Origin of the sequence: Allobosea sp. MMO-172 (assembly GCF_037147855.1) — a bacterium.
GTDB lineage: Bacteria > Pseudomonadota > Alphaproteobacteria > Rhizobiales > Beijerinckiaceae > Allobosea.
Genome location: NZ_JBBCUM010000010.1, coordinates 107,685 through 126,565, shown reverse-complemented (window position 1 = coordinate 126,565; position 18,881 = coordinate 107,685). Strand labels below are relative to the sequence as shown.

Here is an 18,881-nt window from a genome sequence, read left to right as displayed (position 1 = left end):
TGCAGTCGATCGCACGGGCGCGGGAGGCCGTAACGGCGAATGGAATGACGGGATGCCGGAGGCCGGCCTTGTTGCGCAGGCCTCGCCGCATGCCATCAGCGCGATGCCGGCGGTTGCGCGGGCCGCCATCTGCGCCGCGAACGGCGCGGGTCCACGCGCGGCGGACGCTCCGGCCGGGTATGCGACTGCCGACGAAGCTGCCTTTGGCGATTGTAATAGAGTTGCGGCCGCTGACTGAATTCGGCCTCGGCCCGATCGAGCGCGTTGGCCGTTTCAGGCGCCAAGGCCTCCGGATCCGCAGCCGCGGCATGGCCTGGAAGACTGGGCAGCAAGACTGCTCCGGCCAAACCGAGAAACCCCGCCAGAACCGTTCGCCTGCTCGTCATGCCATGCCCTTCCCGCTCCGGCGCATTACGGATCATGCCGTCGGGCGGCATCGCTGTGCAACACCGCCCAATGGCTGAAGCCGATATGCGATCTCAGGGGCAGCGCGCCTCGAAGACGCGGCCCTGACGGTCACGGTAGAGACAGTTGTTGGGCGTGGTCGCCCGGCCGATCACGGCGCCGGTGACGCCGCCCACGGCGGCACCGATCGCCGCGCCACGGCCGCCACCCGCAATGCCGCCGACGATGGCGCCCGTGCCGGCGCCGATCGCAGCGCCACCGAGCGTCCGCTGGTCGGCCGAGTTGGTGTTGCAGCCTGCAAGGGCCAGACCGATGGCGAGGACGGCGAATTTCAACCGCATCTTGGACATTTCCTCTCGAAGTCGACGCATTTCAGACCATGCCCGAAACCCAACCGACAACGAGACATTGTCGTCGCATTCGAGCACCTGAATCCACCCGACCCTATGCCGCGGAATCGCAAATGCATCCTCCGAGAATCCCAAAATCTGTACGCCCAATCCCAAAAGCAGGACCCACACGACCTTCAGACCCGATCGACTTGACACAGGAAGCAAAGGCGAGCGTGACTGCTTGAACGGCTTGAACAACCACCGTGTTGAACGGCTGACATCTTTCCAATTTCGTGGCCATAAACTCACTTCGACCGCCTCGATATGCCTGGAGGATTTACGCAGTGGACCGGCGATCTTTTCTACTTGGCTTGCTCGGCGTCGGATCGGGGGCTTTCGGAGCCCTGATCAACGCAGAGGCTTCCGCGGCCTCCCCGACCTGCACCGCAGGAGCCACCCCTTCCTCGCATGAAACGGTGGCGGCGCTGCCGGACGGGGTCGAGGCGGACTGGTCGCAGGGCCATCGTGGCCGACACCCGCATGGCCCGCCGCCGCATCGGCGCCGGCACGCACGCCGGCAGGTGCGGGTATGCCGCACGTTCCGGGACCGCTTCGGCCGGCGCGTCCGCCGCTGCCATTGGGCCTGGGTCTGACGCGCCCCTCTGTCGCGACGGCCGGCCTCGGCGCGTTCACGCGTTGATTCCGGCCCATCAGACGGTCCGCTTTCCGGCAGAATGCGCTAGAGGATCGGGCTGAATATCGTATTCGACCCGATCCTCTAGCGCTTTGATCTTGCATCGGCTTTGCCCGAAAATCGCGCTCCACTTTTCGGGCCGATGCGCTAGCATCGCGCCGATTGCATGGACCGGACGCGCGAATCTTGAACAGCCGCCAGATCGAAGTCTTCGCTGCCGTGATGAAGGCCGGAACCGTGTCGCGGGCGGCCGAGATCCTGGGCGTCACCCAGCCAGGCGTTAGCCGGCTGATCGCTGAGCTTGAACGGTCGCTGGGCTTCGCCCTGTTCGACCGGGTGCGCAACCGCATCGTGCCCACGCCCGAAGGACGAACCTTCTTCGCCGAGGTCGAGGCCAATTTCCGCGGCATGGACCGGCTGCGTGCCGGCGCCGCCCGCATCCGCGACTATGGCGCCGGCCAGCTGCGGGTCGCGACGCTGTCGGCGCTGAGCTCCTCGATCGTTCCCAACGCCGTGCTGCGCTTCCGCAACCTGCGCCCCGACGCGACCGTCACGCTGATGGTCCTGCCCTCCCGGGACGTGCGGGACGGCGTCGCCTCCGGCATCTACGATATCGGGCTCGCCGCCGACGAAATCGATGTCACGGGGGTCGTGCACCAGCCCTTCGTGCAGCCGCGCGCGCTCTGCGCCATGCCGCTAGGCCATCCGCTCGCGGAGCGCGAGAGCATCGGACCGCACGATCTGTCGGGCGTCGATTTCGTCGCCTATGTGCCGGAGGATCGCGCCCGCCAGCGCTTCGACATGATCATGTCGGAGGCCGGGGCGCCGCCGCCCCGCGTCGTCGTCGAGACGATCTATGCCGCGACCGTCTGCGCGCTGGTCGCGCAAGGCGTCGGCGTCGGGCTCGTCAGCCCCTATGCGATCGCAGGCCATGACCAGAGCCGGATCGTGCTGCGCCCGTTCGAGCCGGCGGTGCAGAGCCGCAGCTTCCTGATCCTGCCGCCGGACCGGCCGAAATCGCAGCTGGTGCGCGATTTCATCGACTGCCTGATGGCGGCACGCTGAAACCATAACAATCCGGCATCGAGCCATGCCATTTGGCTGATTGCCCGCTTTTCAGGGGTGATCGAGGATTTCCCGAGCGAGGGAAACCGACCATGCATGACCTGACACTTTGCGTTCACCACCCGGCCGTCAACGAGGAGGGCTATGCCTCGCTCGCCGTGCCGACGCATCGCGCCTCCACCATCGTCTATCCCGATGGCGCGAGCTTCATGGCCCGCAAATATCGCGGCTTCGACGGCTATACCTACGGCCTGCACGGCACCCCGACGACCCGCACGCTGGAAGCGCAACTGACGGTGCTGCATGATGGGACGCGCACCGTGCTCGTGCCCTCCGGGCAGGCGGCCGTGACCATCGTGATGCTGTCGGTGCTGATGCCCGGCGACAAGGTGCTGATCCCCGACCATGTCTATCCGCCGGTACGCAGCTTCTGCGCCGAATTTCTCGAACCGCGCGGCATAGCCTATGGCGTCTACGACCCGCTGATCGAGGCCGGCATCGCCGATCTGATCGACGAGACCGTCAAGCTGGTCTGGGTCGAGTCGCCCGGCTCGAACACGATGGAGGTGCAGGACGTGCCCGCCATCGCCGCGGCGGCCAAGGCCAAGGGCGCGCTCGTCGGCTGCGACAACACCTGGGCGACGCCGCTGATCTTCAAGCCGCTGGAGCACGGCGCCGATTTCGCCTGCGAGGCGCTGACCAAATATGTCGGCGGCCATTCCGACCTGCTGCTCGGCTCGGTGACGGTCCGGGACATGGGCCTGCGCCAGAAGATGAAGGAGACGCTGCGCGGTTTCGGCGTCGGCGTCTCGCCGGACGAATGCCAGCTGGCGCTGCGCGGCATCGAGACCATGGGCCTGCGCGTCGCCCATATGGGCGGGGTTTCCGAGGATTTCGCCCGCCGGCTCGTCGATCACCCCATGGTCGAGCGCGTGCTGCATCCGGCCCTGCCCTCCAGTCCCGGCCACGCGGTCTGGAAGCGCAACATGGGCCGCTCGTCCGGCCTGTTCAGCCTCGTGCTGAAGCCGGTCGACGACGACACCATGAGCGCAGCCTTGAGCGCGCTGCGCGTCTTCGCGATCGGCGCATCCTGGGGCGGCACGCGCAGCCTCGTCGCGCCGCAGGCGATCGCGCCGGATCGCACCGCTACGGCCTGGACCGCGAAAGGCCCGCTGCTGCGCATCAGCATCGGTCTCGAGGAGCCAGGCGAGCTCTGGGCCGATCTGAGCCGGCTGCTGTCGGTGCTCGGGCAAGCCTCCGCAAGCAAGGCGGCCTGACCGGAAGCAGCGCCAGAATTGCGATGACGAGGACATGGCGCGACGCCCGCGCCGTGGCGGAAGGACTTTGCCCGAAGACGGCCTCCGAAACACAAAAACGAAGGGGAATGACCATGAAGATGCTCTTCACCGGGCTGGGTGCGGCCCTCGCAGCAGCCTGCCTCACGGCACAGCCTGCGGCCGCCGATACGCTCAAGACGATCCGCGACCGCGGCAAGATCATCTGTGGCACCAGCACCGGCGTCGCCGGCTTCTCGACCCAGGATGCCAATGGCCGCTGGCAGGGCTTCGATATCGATATCTGCCGGGCGCTGGCAGTGGTGATCTTCAACGACACGGAGAAGGCCTCCTTCGTGCCGCTGACATCGAAAGATCGCCTGATCGCCCTGCAGGCGGGCGAAGTCGACGTGCTGCCGCGCACGACGACCTGGACGCTGGCGCGCAATTCCGGCCAGGGCGTCACTTTCACCGGCGTGAACTACTATGACGGCCAAGGCTTCATGGTGCCGAAGAAGCTCGGCGTCGCCAGCGCGAGCAAGCTCGACGGCGCTTCGATCTGCGTCGCGCAGGGCACAACGAGCGAACTCAACCTCGCCGATTATTTCCGCCGCACGAAGATGAAATACGAGGTCGCGGCCTTCGGGACCTCGGAGGATGCCCTGAAGGCCTATGAGTCCGGGCGCTGCGACGCCTACACCACCGACGTATCCGCGCTTTCGGCCAACCTGCTCAAGTTCCGCGATCCGAGCGAGCATCTGGTGCTGCCCGAGGTGATCTCGAAGGAGCCGCTCGGTCCGTGGGTGCGCAGCGGCGACGATACCTGGTTCAACCTCGTGCGCTGGACGCTTTTTGCCCTGATCAATGCCGAGGAGCTCGGCGTAACCAAGGCCAATGTCCGGGAGCTGGCGGAAACCTCGGCCAATCCCGAGATCCGCCGCTTCCTTGGCAAGGACGGAAAATACGGCGAGGGCCTCGGCGTCTCCAATGACTGGGCGGTGCGGATCGTCGCCGCGATCGGCAATTACGGCGAAAGCTTCGAGCGCAATCTCGGCATGAATTCGCCGATGAAGCTCCAGCGTGGCCCCAACGCACTCTGGACCGAAGGCGGGTTGCAATACTCGCCGCCCTTCCGCTGAGCGATCCGGCTCAGTGAAGAGCGGACGGGGCTGCCTCGCCCGCTCTTCAAATTCAAGGGCGGATCACGACCACATCCTTGATCCGCCGCATCTCGAAATCCGAGATCAGAATCTCAAGCTCGACCTCCCAACGGCCGGCCACCGGCAGGGTCAGGGCATCGATCCGCCAGATGCCGTCCTGCCCCAGCCGCGCGCGGCGCTCAATCGGCTCGATACCGGCCGCAGCGTTGCTGAAGCCGAGGTTGAGTTCCTTGGCCGGCAGCGGGCCGAACTCGCCGTTCATCAGGACGATCTCGACCGCGACAGGACCGGCCCGACCGGGCGTGACCGTGACATCGGCCATCGCCTGCAAGGTGTGGATATGGACGGAAGCCGGCTGCGCCTGCACCGCCAGGATCGCGCGCGGCGGCGGCGTGAAGCGCCACAGCGCCGCCAGCCCTAAGACCACGACCAGCACTGCCAATTCGACGGCGATGATGCGCGTCATGGCGCGCGCGGCCGGAAAGTCTCCGGCTTCGACCCGTCGCGTCAGGCGCCAGCGGTTGAAGCCTGCCAGCAGGAAGATGAAGGCGACGAGCGCGAGCTTGGCGAGCAGGACCCGGCCATAGGCCGTCGCGAGCAGCGCGGCCGGCGTCTCGACCTGCACCCAGGCCAGAACGACGCCGCTGAGCAGCAGCATGGCGACGACGAACGGGATGCCGGCGGAGAAGCGCCGCAGCGCCTCCTTGCCAGCCTCACCCCGCAAAGCCAGCGCCAGCGGGAACAATGCCCCGACCCAGGCGGCGATCGCGCCCGCATGCAGGCATACCGCCGGACGCATCAGCCATTGCGGAGACGCGGCGCTGGCATGGCCGCTGCTCGCGAGCGCGAGGCCGGCAAGCAACGCCGAGATGAGGCCGACGATGCCTGCGCCCCTTGCCGGCCAGCGGATGCCGACGAAGGCCAGCATCAGGGCGATGGCCGCGAGGATGACGGTCCAGAGATAGCTGGTGGCCGCAGCGGCTTTCCAGACGGCCGGCTGGAAGATGGCGCCGAGCGAAGCACCGAGCGCATCGAGCCCTTGCGCTCCGAGCGCGACCGGCAGGCAGAGCAGGCCGAGCCCCGCCATCGCGCTCGCGAAACGTCTGGCCCCACGACCGAGCGGACCGACCCATGCCCGGCTTGCGGCCGCACCGCAGCCGAGGAACAGGCCGAGATAGAGTCCGAGGCGGCTGAGCCAGACCAGAAGGCGGACCGGATTGTCGGCCTGCTCTCCGAGAGCGGGCGCCGTTCCGCCCGGCGCACCGACCGAGAAGACCAGCGCTCCGCCGACGGGATGACCATCCTCGGACACCACGCGCCAGCTCAGCGCATAGGTGCCGTTGGTGAGCGCGGCGGGAAGCTCGATCGCAACGGTGCGGTCCTTCAGAGCGAAACGGCCGAGCGCCTGCGCCCCGCCATCCGGCCCGACGAGCCGCAGCGCCAGGGGCGAGACGGGCTCGCTGAAGACCAGCTCGACCTGCTGCGGGGCGGCCGCGAGCACACTGCCATCGGCAGGCGTCGCACCGTTCAGCGCGGCATGGCTCCAGGCAAAGCGGGGCGCTCCGGCGCAAGCCAGCAGGACGAGAACGAACAGCAGGCAACGGGTTAGGTGGGCAAACATAGTACATCCTCGTGGCGGAGCGCCTGAGCGCTCCGCCACTGACCGGGTCACTTGGCAGGCGTGAGCTTCACGCCCGGAGCCGGGAACTTGTAGTCGTCGGCCGATTTGCCGGCGGCGGGGATCTCGATCCAGCGTTCGGCCGCGCCGCCTTCGCATTCCTGCACGACCGGAATATGGAGCGTGGTATCGGCCTTCAAATCCTTGGTGAGATAGCCGCGCAGCACGAACTCGTCATAGTGCTCGTCGAGCAGCCTGCCGCCGCTCCAGACCACTTCCTTGACGCCCTCGGCAGTCGGCGTGCCGTAATAGTCATAGGATTTCTCGTACTTTCCCTTGACCGTTTCGAGGGCCCAGCCGGGCTTCGGCATCGGCTTCACCGCGATGACACCCTCGGGAATCTGAACCCGGACCTTCGTGGTCGCGGCGCCCTTGCAGCCATGCGGCACGCGCAGCACCGCCTTATAGGTCGCGCCCACAGGAGCCGACTGGTTTTCGAGAGTGACATGGGCCAGCGCCGGGCCAGCCACAACGAGGCCCGCGAGGGCGAGAAGAGACTTCATGGCAATTGTCCTTGGAGTGTAAGGCCGCTCGCACGGCGGGGATGCGACAGGCGGACGGCCTGCCGAATGAGGAAGCGAGGAAGGCCGAAATCGGCGAGGGTGATGCGCCATCGCATCAGCCCTTGAGCCGGTTCGCAGCGCGACCGGCGGCCTCGCGTGCGGCGGCGAGCGCTCGGGCCCGGCGACGCAGGACGTCATCGGTCAGCGCCTGACCGGCCCGGGCGGGAGAACCGCTGTCGAAGGGCGGCTGCGGATCATATTCAAGGACGAGCTGCGCGCGCCGCGCCCACTCCTCGCCCATCAGTTGCGCGCCGAGCGCCAGGCCGAAATCGAGCCCTGCGGTGGCGCCTCCGCCCGTGACGAGCTTGCCATCGGTGACGACCCGCTCGTCGGAGCGGATCGCGCCGAAGAGCGGGAGCAGGTCACGGATGTACCAGTGGCCGGTCGCCTTGCGGCCTTGCAGGAGGCCCGCCGCCCCGAGCAGCAACGTGCCGGTGCAGACCCCGGTGACGTAGCGGGCCTTGCCACCGACCTCTCGAATGAAGGCCAGCGTTTCGGCATCGTCGAGCAGGGCGACGGTGCCGTCGAGACCGCCCGGCACGAAGAGCACGTCCACGTCGCGCGGGCAGTCCGCGAAGCTTGTCGTCGGCGTGACGGGTATGCCGAGCTCCGTCGGCACAGGCGTGCGGTCCTTCCCGACCAGATGGATTTTTCCGCCAGTGAGGTTGAAGACGCTCTGCGGCCCGACGAGGTCGATCAGGATCATCTTCGGATGGACCAGCATGGCGAAGCTCGGCGCCGGGCTTGAAGGCCCGGCCTGAGCGCGAGCCTGCTCGGCAGCGGCCAGCAGCAAGCCGGCAGCGCCCATGCCAAACGTCATGTCTCTACGATTCATCGCGTCGTTCCCTTGCTTTGAATGGGTTAGCGCGCGGCCAGCCCTGGCCGTCGCGGCTCAGCGAGACGGTGCAGCCACGGCAAGCAAGCGCGCGAGAGCGGCCTGAAGGCGGCCGATCAACGCGACGCCGACGGCGCATGCGCCGCCCGCGAGGCAAGCCTGGAGATGGGATGGCATGGCACCGGATTCCGCGCCGTCACGGCGTCGGATCAGCTCGGAAAGCCCTCACGACGGCCGGCGGCAGGCTGAAGACAGCCGTCGCGGACGCCGTGGCGCCGGACGGCGGCTCAGGCGAGAGAGGGCGGTGCGCGCGGGTTGCCGGGCGAGTGGTCGGAGACGAAGCCGACGGGCCGGTCGAGACGGCGGGCAAAGGCGACGAGATCGGCCGGCCGCTGCGACAGGATCTGGAAATCGGACTGGACCGGATCAGCCCCGGCCAGCATCGGGCAGCCAGCCGTGCAGCAGCTCATGCCGGCATGGTTCCGCGCTTTGTCATGCTCGCCGCCGGGGGCTGCATCCCCGCTCGGCGCGCAATGCGTCAGCGCGAGCGTGCGATCGAGCGAAAGCGCATTGGCATAGCTGCCGGCCGCGAAGCCCGCGAACAGGGCCTGGACCACGAGCAGATAGGCCGCGAGCACCGCGACCCAGGACCTGCCACGTGATGATGCGCGATGCTGCACGAGAACTCTCCCGCGCCAATGCATAGCCTGCGAAGCGGGACCGGGGAAGCGACAGAAGGTCACAAGGCCGCATTGCCGGGGGCGACCGCAGGCACCGCCTCTAGCCGGAGCGGCGCCGGTGGAGAGCCGCAGCGCCCCCCCTGCATCGTCATGCCGCCACGAAACTGGAAACCGGGATGCCTGCGATCCAGCGTTCGAGCGTGGCGGCGTAATCTCCCGCCGCCGCGCCGAGCGCTTCGGGCGAAAGCTTGTCCGCTTCGTAGAGAATGAAGGGATCGCTCCAGCGCAGGCCGCAACGATGGGCGGTGGCGCGCAGCGGCGCCAGCAGATCGATCATGGCGAACATGTTGCGGCCACCCAGGCGATAGGCGTCTGGGGTGTTGCCTGCCGTCGCCGCCAGCATGAGCGGCGTGCCTTCCAGCCGCCGGCCCTCGGTCTCGTAGGCGATGTAGAACATGCGGGTGAGCACCGCGTCCTGCCACGCCTTGAGCAAGGCCGGAGTGGAATACCACTGGATCGGGAACTGCAGCACGATGCGATCGGCCGCCAGCAGCCTTGCGGCCTCGCGCTCCCCGTCCCGGGCCATGTCGATGCCGTCGGGATAGAGCGCCTGCATGTCGACGGCTTCGACACCGGGCAGACCGCCCGCTGCGGCCGACAAGGCGACATTGGCCTTGGACTGCCGGAGATCGCGGTGGAACAGCAGGATGAGGGTCTTGGTCATGATCGTCTCCCGTTCTGACGCGGGGAACCATGCCGAGCGAGACGAAATCACTCCAATCGATAGATGATCTATCATATTATCATTTCCATGAATTTACGATCGCTCGATCTCAACCTGCTCGTCATCCTCGACGCCCTGCTCGACGAGGCGCATGTCAGCCGCGCCGCCGACCGGGTCAGGCTGTCGCAGCCGGCCGCCTCGGCCGCCCTGCAGCGCTGTCGTCACCTGTTCCGCGACCCGCTGCTGGAACGGGGCCGCGGCACCATGTACCTGACGCCCAAGGCGGAGGCCCTGCGCGCGCCGCTGAAATCGCTGCTCTCGGGCGTGACCGACCTGATCGACCCGCCCGACGTGCCGCTCGCCGAGATCCGCCAGACGCTGCGCATCACCACGGCCGACTATCCGGCCCTGATCGTCATCGCCCCGCTCCAGCAGGAGTTGCAGCGCGCGGCGCCTGGCATCGACCTCGTCATTCAGCCCTGGCATGGCGCGGATGCTGCCCGCATGGCCCTGGTGGACGGCGCCACCGACCTCGCGATCTCGGTCCTCCCGCCGGCCGAGGACGATCTCCATCGCGAGGAATTGCTGAGCGAGCACTATGTCGCGGCGATGCGGACCGGCCATCCCGCCGCCGGCCGTTTCGATCTCGAGAGCTGGCTCGCCTATCCGCATATCCTGGTCTCGGGGCGTGGCGATACGCGCACGCCGATCGATGCCGAGCTGGCGAGCCGCGGTGCAGCGCGGCGAGTTGGGCTCGTCGTGCCGAATTTCCAGATGGTCCCGGACCTTCTGCACGGCTCGGACATGATCGCGCTGCTGCCCTCGCGCGTGCTGGCCGAATTCGACGGGCTTGCGTCCTTCCCGCCGCCGATTCCGGTGCCGGGCTTCACGCTGCACCTGGCCTGGCACCGGCGCCGCGCGCGGGATGCCGCGCTCCGGTTCGTCGCCGCGATCCTCACCCGGTTGTTGCGGTAGTCCCGGCTCCGTTGCTGATCAGGCCGGCTTGTGAATGGCCCGCCAGATCGCCAGCGGCGTCGCCGGCATGTCGATATGGCGCACGCCATGTGGCGAGAGCGCATCGACGATCGCGTTCATCACCGATGGCAGCGAGCCGGCGCAGCCGGCCTCGCCGCAGCCCTTGGCGCCGACCGGGTTGGTGCGGGTCGGGACGCCCTCGCTGATGAAGGTGAAGAAGGGCACGTCGGCCGCGCGCGGCATCGCATAGTCCATGTAGGAGCCGGTCAGGAGCTGGCCGTTCTCGTCATAGGAGGTCATCTCGCAGAGCGCCTGGCCGATGCCCTGCACGACGCCGCCATGGAGCTGCCCCTCGACGATCATCGGGTTCACCAGCACGCCAAAATCATTGACCATGACATAGCTGGCGATCTCGACATGGCCGGTATCGGGGTCGATCTCGACCTCGGCAATATGGCAGCCATTGGGATAGGCCGAAGGCGCCGCCTTGAAGACATGATCGACATCGAGCGTCCGGGGCAGGTCATCCGGCAGCGATGCACCCGTCTGCAGCTTCCGGGCGAGTTCCATGATGCCGATCGAGCGGTCGGTTCCGGCGATGGCGAAGCGCCCGTCGGTGAATTCGATGTCGGCGGCGGCGGCCTCCAGGAAATGGGCGCTCAAGAGCCTGCCCTTCTCGATGACGCGCTCGCTTGCCTCGATGATCGCCGAGCCGCTCGCCATGATCGATTTCGAGCCGCCGGTGCCACCGCCCGCGATCAGGCGGTCGCTGTCGCCCTGCACCAGCTTGATCCTGTCGAAGGGCACGCCGAGCTGGCTGGTCAGGACCTGGGCGAAAGGCGTCCAGTGGCCCTGCCCGTAATCGAGCGTGCCGGTGACGATGGTGACCGTTCCATCCGGCTCGAAATGGATGCCACCCATCTCGTTCGTCGGCGGTGCGGTGACCTCGAGATAGCAGCCGATGCCGCGGCCGCGCAGCTTGCCGGCCTTGCGGCTGGTGCGCTCGCGCGTCCGGTAGCCCTTCCAGTCGGCCGCCTCCAGCGCCCGCGCGAACAGTGCCGGGAAGTCGCCGCTGTCATAGACCGTGCCGATCGGGGTCTGCCACGGCAGCTGCTTGGGCGCGATCAGGTTGCGTTGCCGGATGACGGCGCGGTCGATCCCCATCTCGCGGGCGGCAGTGTCGATCAGCCGCTCCATGAAATAATTGCCCTCGGGGCGCCCGGCGCCGCGATAGGCCGCGATCGGCACGGTATTGGTGACAGCGCAGCGCGTCTGCACCTCGACCAGCGGCGTGCGGTACATGCCGACGCTGTTCTTGCCGATGTTGAGCGTCGCCATCAGCGGGCCCGGCGGCGAGAGATAGCCGCCCATATTGCCGAAGCCGGTGAAGCGCGTCGCGAGGAAGCGCCCGCGCGCATCGAGGGCCAGCTCCGCGTCGAACACCATGTCACGGCCGTGGTGATCGGAAACGAAGCTTTCCGAACGCTGGTCAGCCCATTTCACCGGCTTCTTCAGGAGGCGTGCCGCGTGGAGCAGCACGACATATTCCGGAAAGACCGCCGACTTCATACCGAAGGAGCCGCCGACATGGCCGGTGATGAGGTGCATCTTCTCCTGCGGCACGCCCATCGCCGCCGCGAGATTGTTGCGCATGCCGAAGGCGCCCTGGCTCGGGGCGTGAAGCGTGTAGCGCTTCGTCTTGCGGTCATAGGTGCCGATCGCGGCTCGCGGCTCGATCGGATTGACGATGATGCGGTTGTTGACGATCCGCACCTTGGCGACATGGGCCGCCCCGGCAAAGGCGGCCGCGACCTTGCCGGCATCACCGAAATGGTAGTCGAGGATGAGATTGCCGGGCACGTCGTCGAAGAGCTGGGGCGCGTCGGCGGCAAGGGCTGCCTCGGCGGAGGTGACCGCGGGCAGGATGTCGATATCGAGCGAGACCGCCTCGGCGGCATCGCGCGCCTGCTGCACTGTCCGGGCGACGACCATGGCGACGGGATCGCCGACGAAGCGCACCTTGTCCGCCGTCAGCGCGTGCCGGACCGGCTTCCTCATCGCGGAGCCGTCACGGTTCGGCAGATCCACCACGCATTTCAGCGCGCCATAGCCCTGCCCTTCGAGGTCTTCGGCCGTGTAGATCGCGACGACGCCCTTCATCTCCCGCGCATCGGCGGTATCGATGCCGCGGATGATGCCATGCGCATGCGGGCTGCGGACGAAGGCGGCATGGAGCTGCCCGTCCAGCGCGAGATCGTCGGTATAGCGCCCCTCGCCGCGGACGAGGGTCGCATCCTCCTTGCGGGGAAGCGACTGGCCGATGCCGGCGCGTCCCGCGAGGCGATCAGGCTTGGAAACATGCATGTTCATCGCAAGGCACCACAGTCAAGTGAAGGCCGAAGCGGGGGTCCCGGGCGGATCGGCGGGAATGCCTCGACCTTTCGCGGGCGGCATCCGGCTTTCGGAGGCCTACCCGGCTGCCTGCGATCATAGGCATCCCCAAGCCCATTGGCGCCTGTTTCGTTGGCATAGCTCCATTGCGAGCCGCACGGCAGTCGGTGCAGCCATTGTCGCGAGAACGGATGCAGCGCCTCGACGCGCCCATCCAAAACATGAATGGAGAACATCCGGAGATTTAATTTCGTGAAGACCGGAGGGGCCCATACTCTGGACGAAAAGGCGCTTCGCCGGCTCCCGCCCAGCTGCGAACGCGTCCGAGGCCATTGCCCGTTTGCCGCGCCGGTCGGATGGCGGCGGGGCACCCGACGGAGCAGAACCCAGCCATGCGGACACCGGATCGGCCGGAGGGCGAAGGTGGGCATTGGGACATGGCTGCTCGTCCGGCCGGGATCGGCAGCCGGATCGCCTCGTCCCTGATCCGCTTCCCCAACTACCGGCGGCTGTGGATCTCGAACCTGTTCTTCTTCGCCGGGCTCTGGACGCAGACGCTGGTCCTGGGCTGGCTCGTCTTCGACATCACCCGCTCGGAATTCTCGGTCGCGCTGTTCACCGCGGCCCGGTTGACGCCCCTGATGCTCGGCCCGCTCAGCGGTGTTCTCTCCGACCGCTTCGACCGCGTCCGGCTGCTCTTGATCGCGGCAGGCTGGGCCTTCGCCACGATGGCGACCATCGCCACGCTGGTTTCGCTCGGAATGATCACCTATTGGGGGCTGGTGGTCGGCGGCTTCTGCATCGGGATGGCGCAATCGCCGTCCCAGCCGGCGCGCTACGCGCTCGTCTCCGAGCTCGTCGAACGCGACAGCCTCAGCAATGCCAACGCCCTCAATTCGATCGTCATGAACATGACCCAGATCGTCGGCCCTGCCCTCGGCGGCGCGATGATCGCGGCCTTCGGCCCGGCGGTGGCGCTCTGGGTCTCGGCCTTCTGGTACCTGTTCTCGTTCCTCGCCCTCTGGCGCCTGCGCGGCGCCGGGCGGCCGGGCCTGCGCCATTCCGATGAAACGCTGCTGGGCTCGCTCACCGGCGGCATGAAGGCGGTCTTCTCAAGCCGTCTCGCCAGCGCGGTGCTGCTGACCACCTTGATCTCGAACATCCTGATCTGGCCGCTCCAGGCCGCCTTCATGCCGGTCTTCGCCAAGGTTCATCTCGGCCTCGATGCCCAGGGGCTGGGCTGGCTCCTGACCTGCACCGGGATCGGCGGGCTCGTCGGGTCGCTCGCGATCGCGGCGCTCGGCGATTTCCGTTTCAAGGGCGGCATCTTCCTCCTGGGCACGGCGAGCTGCGGACTGTTATGGGCCGCCTTCGCGCTCTCCACATGGCCGCCGCTCTCCTTCGCGATCATCGCCGCCATGGGCGTCTGCGCGGCGCCCTTCGTGGTGATGCAGACCACGCTCCTGCTGATGATGACCGAGCCGCAGGTCCAGGGACGGGTGATGGGCTTGCAGGAACTCACCATCGGCGTCATGCCGCTGGCCACCGTCACCCTCGGAGCGGCGGCCGAGCGCTACGGCGTCGCGACCGTCGCGCTGGTCGACGGGCTCCTGCTCGCGGCACTCGTCGCCCTCCTGGCGGTGCGCGTGCCGGAGCTGCTGCGCTATAGCGGCAGAGCGGCCTAGAGGCAGGCAAAAGCGCAACAGCCTTTGCTCCCGGCAGGCGGGCAGAATACCCGACGCTCGCTGTCGGCGGGGCGTGAAGGCCCCGCGACCTACTCCATCGCCTTGAAGCGGTTGAGATAGGTTTCCTTGTTCGTCGCCGCCTGCGACGCCGGCAGCCTGAACTTCCAGGTCTCGGTCAGCGTCCGGTCGCCGAGCTTCAGCAGCGCCGTGAGATCGGAGGAGACCGCCGGGTTCTTGATCTTGATCCGGTAGCTCAGGCGCCAGCCCTGGATGGCGGGATTGGGCTGCAATTCGGTGCCGACGATCTCGACATTGTCGTTAGCGCCGACCACGGCCGCGGGCCGGGCGTCCTTCGGCAGCTTGCGCAGCGAGGGGCCCTTGAAGTCGATCAGGAAGGCGAGCGTGCCGTCCCCGGCGCGGATCAGGTTGGACTGGTAGAACTCGCCGCTCGAACGCATCGTCTGCCAGACATGCGAGATGTCGCCCTTCATCAGGGCCGGCTCGTCCATCGTCCAATGCATGCGATAATCGAAGCGCATCGGCTCGCCGAAGGGAGGGCGGTTATCCGGCACCCAGAGCGTGACGATGTTGTCGTTGGTCTCGTCGGCGGTCGGGATCTCGACGAGGCGGACATTGCCCTTGCCCCAGTCGTTGGTCGGCTCGATCCAGGCGCTCGGGCGCAGGTCGTAGCGATCCTTCAGATCCTCGTAGCGCGAGAAATCGCGCCCGCGCTGGAGCAGGCCGAAGCCCTTCGGGTTCTCCGCCGCGATGTCGCTGATCGTGACCATGGACGGATTGACCAGCGGGCGCCAGATCCACTCGCCATCGCCCCGGCGCACGGAAAGCCCGTTGGAATCGTGGATCGCCGGGCGGAAATTCGGCGTCGGCGAGGGCTGCTGCGGGCCGAACAGGAACATGCTGGTCAGGGGCGCGATGCCGATCGTCGTCGGCGAAGCGTCCCGCCGCAGGAAGACGCGCGACTTGACGCTGAGCACCGCGTCGGCGCCCGGCGTCAGCGTGAACTCGTAGGCGCCGGAGGCACGCACGGAGTCCATCAGCGCGTAGAAGGTCAGGTGCTTGTCCTTCGGCTTGGGACGGCGCAGCCAGAACTCGCGGAAATTGGGAAACTCCTCGGCGATCGGCAGGCCGGTATCGATCGCCAGTCCGCGCCCGGACAGGCCATAGATCTGGTTCTTGCCGATGACGCGGAAATAGCTCGCGCCGAGCACGCTCATGATCTCGTCGAGCTTGCCGGCCTGGTTGATCGGATAGACCACGCGGAAGCCGGCCCAGCCGAGCTTGCTCGTCGCGTCGCGGTCGAAATGCAGGTCGGCGAAGTCGAAGCGCCCGGAATCGTAGGGAATCTCGTGGGCGGCGCCATCGACGATCTCGCTGATCTTCACGGGCGTGTTGAACTGCATGCCCTGATGGTAGAAGGCGAGCTTGAACGGGGTCTTGTGCTCCATCCAGGCGAAGCGCTCGCGCTTCGGCTGCATCTTCTGGTAGTCGGCGAACTGCATCTTGCTGAAGACGTCGGGCAGGTTGCTGACCGGCGCGACATAGGGCGCCTCCGCCAGCGCCCTGGCCTTGGCGACCACATCGTCGAGCCCGAAGGCCGGGCGCTGCTGCGCGAAGGCCGCCGGCCCGGCGACAGCCGCCATGGCCAGCATGCCGAGCGCCAGACCGAGACGCGCCAGACCGGCCCCGTTCCGGGCCTGTCCGCACCGGTCCAGCAGCCGCATCAGCATGGGTCGGGCTGAAGAGGAAGATCGGGCCATGAGCGGGGCCCCGTCGGCGGAACGGGTCGACAAGTTCACACTAGCTCCTTAAAGGTGGGCGTCGGCGGGACGGAGCGCTCGTCCTCTGTTGACGGCGGCGCGACCCAAGCACACATGCCCATCATCGCGACGAGGGTCAAGGAATGAGCGCCGTTCTTCCCGGACCGCTCCCGCGTTCCCCGTCACCCCCGACAACCTGAGTGAACGAAATCAGCATGGATCATCAGAAGGCTGCGCCGGTCGTCGAAGGACTGGAGACGGTGTCCCCTGAGGAGGCCGCTGCCGGCCTCTCCCGCCGGCAGGCGCTCGGTGCCATGGCCTCGGCGGCCTTCGTCGCCGGAATGGCGGCACTTCCCGCCGCAGCCAAGCCGAAACAGGCCCGCGCCGCCGATCCCGCCGCGAAGAAGAAGGCCTTCGTCGACAAGCTGATCGCGCAGATGACGGTGGACGAGAAGGTCGGCCAGCTCAGGCTGATCAGCATCGGCCCCGAGATGCCGCATGCGCAGCTCATGGACGAGGTCGCGGCCGGGCGCATCGCCGGCTCCTTCAACACCGTGGTCCGGCGCGACAATCGGCCGCTCCAGGAGGCCGCCGTCAAGCGCAGCCGCCTGAAGATCCCGCTTTTCTTCGCCTATGACGTGGTCCACGGCCACCGCACCACCTTCCCGATCCCGCTCGGCCTGGCGTCGAGCTTCGACATGGCCGTGATCGAGCGGATGGCCCGCGTCTCGGCGATCGAGGCCTGCAATGACGGCGTCGACATGACCTTCGCGCCGATGGTCGACATCAGCCACGATCCGCGCTGGGGCCGCACCTCCGAGGGCTTCGGCGAAGACCCGTTCCTCGTCAGCGAATGCGCGCGGGCCAGCGTGCGCGGCTTCCAGGGCACCTCGCCCGACCAGCCCGACACCATCATGGCCGCGGTCAAGCATTTCGCGCTCTACGGGGCGGTCGAGGGCGGACGCGACTACAACACTGTCGACATGAGCCTGCTGCGCATGCACCAGGTCTATCTGCCGCCCTATCGCGCAGCGATCGAGGCCGGGGCCGGCGGCGTGATGGTCGCGCTCAACTCGATCAACGGCGTCCCGGCGACCTCCAATATCTGGCTCCTGCAGGACCTGCTGCGCAAGCAATGGGGCTTCAAGGGCGTCACCGTCAGCGACCATGGCGCGATCACGGAACTGACGCGCCACGGCGTCGCCCGCGACAACCGCGAGGCCGCCAAGCTGGCGATCCGCGCCGGCATCGACCTCAGCATGGCCGACCAGGTCTATCTCGCCGAAGTGCCCGGCCTGATCGCCTCCGGCGAGATCAAGATGGCCGAGCTCGACGCCTGCGTGCGCGAGGTGCTCGGCGCCAAATACGACATGGGCCTCTTCGCCAACCCGTTCCTGCGCATGGGCAAGCAGGAGGACGATCCCGTCGATGTGCGCTCGAACGACCGCCTGCACCGCGAGCCGGCCCGCGAGATCGCGCGCGAGTCCATCGTGCTGCTTGAGAACCGCAACCAGACCCTGCCGCTGAAGAAGCAGGGCACGATCGCGCTCGTCGGGCCGCTGGCCGATTCAGGGCTCGACATCCTCGGCAGCTGGTCGGCGCAGGGCGTCGCGGAGCAGGCCGTCACGGTCAAGGCCGGCATCGAGAAGGCGATCGGCGACAAGGCCAAGCTGCTGATCGCGCGCGGCGCCAATGTGCTCGACGACAAGAAGATCGTCGAATACCTGAACTTCCTGAACTGGGACAAGCCCGAGGTCATCCAGGACCCGCGCTCGATCGAGGCGATGATCGAGGAGGCCGTCGCGGTCGCCAACCAGTCCGACGTGGTGATCGCCGTCGTCGGCGAGGTGCGCGGCATGTCGCACGAGTCATCCAGCCGCGTCACGATCGAGATGCCGGGCTCGCAGCGCAAGCTGCTGCAGGCACTGAAGGCGACCGGCAAGCCCCTCGTCGTCGTGCTGATGAACGGCCGCCCGCTCGCCATCGGCTGGGAAAAGGACAATGCCGACGCGCTTCTGGAGACCTGGTATGCCGGCACCGAAGGCGGCAACGCCATCGCCGACATCCTGTTCGGCGACCACAATCCCGCCGGCAAGCTGCCGATCAGCTTCCCGCGCTCGGCCGGCCAGATCCCGACCTATTACAACGCGCTGCGCATCGGGCGCCCCTATACCGAGGGCAAGCCCGGCAACTACACCTCGCAATATTTCGAGGAGGAGCAGGGCGCGCTCTATCCGTTCGGCTTCGGCCGCAGCTTCAGCACGTTCACGCTGACCGACCTCAAGCTCTCGGCCGCCCGCATCAAGCGCGGCGAGAAGCTGACCGCCGAGGCGACGCTGACCAATACCGGCAGCTTCGCGGGCGCCAATGTCGTGCAGCTCTACATCGCCGACCCCTATGCCTCGATCGCGCGGCCGATCAAGGAGCTGAAGGGCTTCCAGAAGGTGGCGCTGAAGCCCGGCGAAGCCAAGGTCGTGCGCTTCGAGATCGGCCCCGACCAGCTGAAGTTCATCAACGGGGACCTCAAGGAGGTGCTCGAGAGCGGCCAGTTCGACGTGCAGCTCGGCCTCGATTCCCGCGACGTGCTGCAGCAGTCCTTCCATCTCGTGTGACCTACCGCCCCGCGGCTTGCCGCGGGGCGC

The 18,881-nt window shown here is 67.5% G+C and carries 14 protein-coding genes; 6 read left to right on the top strand and 8 right to left on the bottom strand.

What is annotated here, in order from left to right; genetic code table 11:
* Positions 1–479 precede the first annotated feature (479 nt).
* Entirely contained in the window at positions 480–746 is a 267-nt protein-coding gene (locus tag WFK61_RS16250) for a YMGG-like glycine zipper-containing protein (protein ID WP_336813124.1), read from the bottom strand.
* A gap of 871 nt (positions 747–1,617) precedes the next feature.
* Between WFK61_RS16250 and WFK61_RS16245 the strand changes: the two genes are divergently transcribed.
* From WFK61_RS16245 to WFK61_RS16235, 3 genes are all read left to right on the top strand, one after another.
* Entirely contained in the window at positions 1,618–2,496 is an 879-nt protein-coding gene (locus WFK61_RS16245; protein ID WP_336813123.1) for a LysR substrate-binding domain-containing protein, read from the top strand.
* Positions 2,497–2,588: 92 nt separating this feature from the next.
* Positions 2,589–3,773, top strand: coding sequence for a trans-sulfuration enzyme family protein (locus WFK61_RS16240; RefSeq protein ID WP_336813122.1), 1,185 nt, complete (start codon positions 2,589–2,591; stop codon positions 3,771–3,773).
* 113 nt (positions 3,774–3,886) lie between these two features.
* Positions 3,887–4,909, top strand: coding sequence for an amino acid ABC transporter substrate-binding protein (locus tag WFK61_RS16235; protein WP_336813208.1), 1,023 nt, complete (start codon positions 3,887–3,889; stop codon positions 4,907–4,909).
* A 52-nt stretch (positions 4,910–4,961) separates the two neighbouring features.
* Here WFK61_RS16235 and WFK61_RS16230 read toward each other — a convergent pair whose 3' ends face one another.
* From WFK61_RS16230 to WFK61_RS16210, 5 genes are all read right to left on the bottom strand, one after another.
* Positions 4,962–6,551 carry a copper resistance CopC/CopD family protein gene (locus WFK61_RS16230; protein WP_336813121.1) on the bottom strand — a complete coding sequence of 530 codons (1,590 nt, stop codon included), beginning with the start codon at positions 6,549–6,551 and terminating at the stop codon, positions 4,962–4,964.
* A 47-nt stretch (positions 6,552–6,598) separates the two neighbouring features.
* Entirely contained in the window at positions 6,599–7,111 is a 513-nt protein-coding gene (locus WFK61_RS16225) for a YcnI family copper-binding membrane protein (RefSeq protein WP_336813120.1), read from the bottom strand.
* A 115-nt stretch (positions 7,112–7,226) separates the two neighbouring features.
* A complete protein-coding gene (locus tag WFK61_RS16220; protein WP_336813119.1) occupies positions 7,227–8,006 on the bottom strand; it encodes a DJ-1/PfpI family protein in 780 nt (259 codons plus the stop codon).
* A 287-nt stretch (positions 8,007–8,293) separates the two neighbouring features.
* Positions 8,294–8,686 carry a hypothetical protein gene (locus tag WFK61_RS16215; RefSeq protein WP_336813118.1) on the bottom strand — a complete coding sequence of 131 codons (393 nt, stop codon included), beginning with the start codon at positions 8,684–8,686 and terminating at the stop codon, positions 8,294–8,296.
* A gap of 148 nt (positions 8,687–8,834) precedes the next feature.
* Entirely contained in the window at positions 8,835–9,410 is a 576-nt protein-coding gene (locus tag WFK61_RS16210; RefSeq protein ID WP_336813117.1) for an NAD(P)H-dependent oxidoreductase, read from the bottom strand.
* Positions 9,411–9,497: 87 nt separating this feature from the next.
* Between WFK61_RS16210 and WFK61_RS16205 the strand changes: the two genes are divergently transcribed.
* Positions 9,498–10,385 (top strand): LysR family transcriptional regulator, encoded by an 888-nt coding sequence (locus tag WFK61_RS16205; protein ID WP_336813116.1) that lies wholly within the window; start codon positions 9,498–9,500, stop codon positions 10,383–10,385.
* An 18-nt stretch (positions 10,386–10,403) separates the two neighbouring features.
* Here WFK61_RS16205 and WFK61_RS16200 read toward each other — a convergent pair whose 3' ends face one another.
* The gene (locus WFK61_RS16200; protein ID WP_336813115.1) at positions 10,404–12,755 is read right to left on the bottom strand and encodes a xanthine dehydrogenase family protein molybdopterin-binding subunit; all 2,352 of its coding nucleotides are present in this window, start codon (positions 12,753–12,755) and stop codon (positions 10,404–10,406) included.
* A gap of 458 nt (positions 12,756–13,213) precedes the next feature.
* Here WFK61_RS16200 and WFK61_RS16195 point away from each other — a divergent pair, with 458 nt between their 5' ends.
* Positions 13,214–14,461 carry an MFS transporter gene (locus tag WFK61_RS16195; protein ID WP_336813114.1) on the top strand — a complete coding sequence of 416 codons (1,248 nt, stop codon included), beginning with the start codon at positions 13,214–13,216 and terminating at the stop codon, positions 14,459–14,461.
* An 89-nt stretch (positions 14,462–14,550) separates the two neighbouring features.
* Here WFK61_RS16195 and WFK61_RS16190 read toward each other — a convergent pair whose 3' ends face one another.
* Entirely contained in the window at positions 14,551–16,203 is a 1,653-nt protein-coding gene (locus WFK61_RS16190) for a glucan biosynthesis protein G (RefSeq protein WP_336813113.1), read from the bottom strand.
* A 251-nt stretch (positions 16,204–16,454) separates the two neighbouring features.
* Here WFK61_RS16190 and bglX point away from each other — a divergent pair, with 251 nt between their 5' ends.
* Positions 16,455–18,851 carry a beta-glucosidase BglX gene (bglX, locus tag WFK61_RS16185; protein ID WP_336813112.1) on the top strand — a complete coding sequence of 799 codons (2,397 nt, stop codon included), beginning with the start codon at positions 16,455–16,457 and terminating at the stop codon, positions 18,849–18,851.
* The last annotated feature ends 30 nt before the right edge of the window (positions 18,852–18,881 follow it).

Bases quoted from the DNA above. Each gene is read 5' to 3' on its own strand.
- WFK61_RS16250 (WP_336813124.1), bottom strand. From the start codon at position 746: ATGCGGTTGAAATTCGCCGTCCTCGCCATCGGTCTGGCCCTTGCAGGC.
- WFK61_RS16200 (WP_336813115.1), bottom strand. From the start codon at position 12,755: ATGAACATGCATGTTTCCAAGCCTGATCGCCTCGCGGGACGCGCCGGC.
- WFK61_RS16235 (WP_336813208.1), top strand. From the start codon at position 3,887: ATGAAGATGCTCTTCACCGGGCTGGGTGCGGCCCTCGCAGCAGCCTGC.
- WFK61_RS16230 (WP_336813121.1), bottom strand. From the start codon at position 6,551: ATGTTTGCCCACCTAACCCGTTGCCTGCTGTTCGTTCTCGTCCTGCTG.
- WFK61_RS16205 (WP_336813116.1), top strand. From the start codon at position 9,498: ATGAATTTACGATCGCTCGATCTCAACCTGCTCGTCATCCTCGACGCC.
- WFK61_RS16225 (WP_336813120.1), bottom strand. From the start codon at position 7,111: ATGAAGTCTCTTCTCGCCCTCGCGGGCCTCGTTGTGGCTGGCCCGGCG.
- WFK61_RS16190 (WP_336813113.1), bottom strand. From the start codon at position 16,203: ATGCGGCTGCTGGACCGGTGCGGACAGGCCCGGAACGGGGCCGGTCTG.
- WFK61_RS16220 (WP_336813119.1), bottom strand. From the start codon at position 8,006: ATGAATCGTAGAGACATGACGTTTGGCATGGGCGCTGCCGGCTTGCTG.
- WFK61_RS16240 (WP_336813122.1), top strand. From the start codon at position 2,589: ATGCATGACCTGACACTTTGCGTTCACCACCCGGCCGTCAACGAGGAG.
- WFK61_RS16210 (WP_336813117.1), bottom strand. From the start codon at position 9,410: ATGACCAAGACCCTCATCCTGCTGTTCCACCGCGATCTCCGGCAGTCC.
- bglX (WP_336813112.1), top strand. From the start codon at position 16,455: ATGGATCATCAGAAGGCTGCGCCGGTCGTCGAAGGACTGGAGACGGTG.
- WFK61_RS16195 (WP_336813114.1), top strand. From the start codon at position 13,214: ATGGCTGCTCGTCCGGCCGGGATCGGCAGCCGGATCGCCTCGTCCCTG.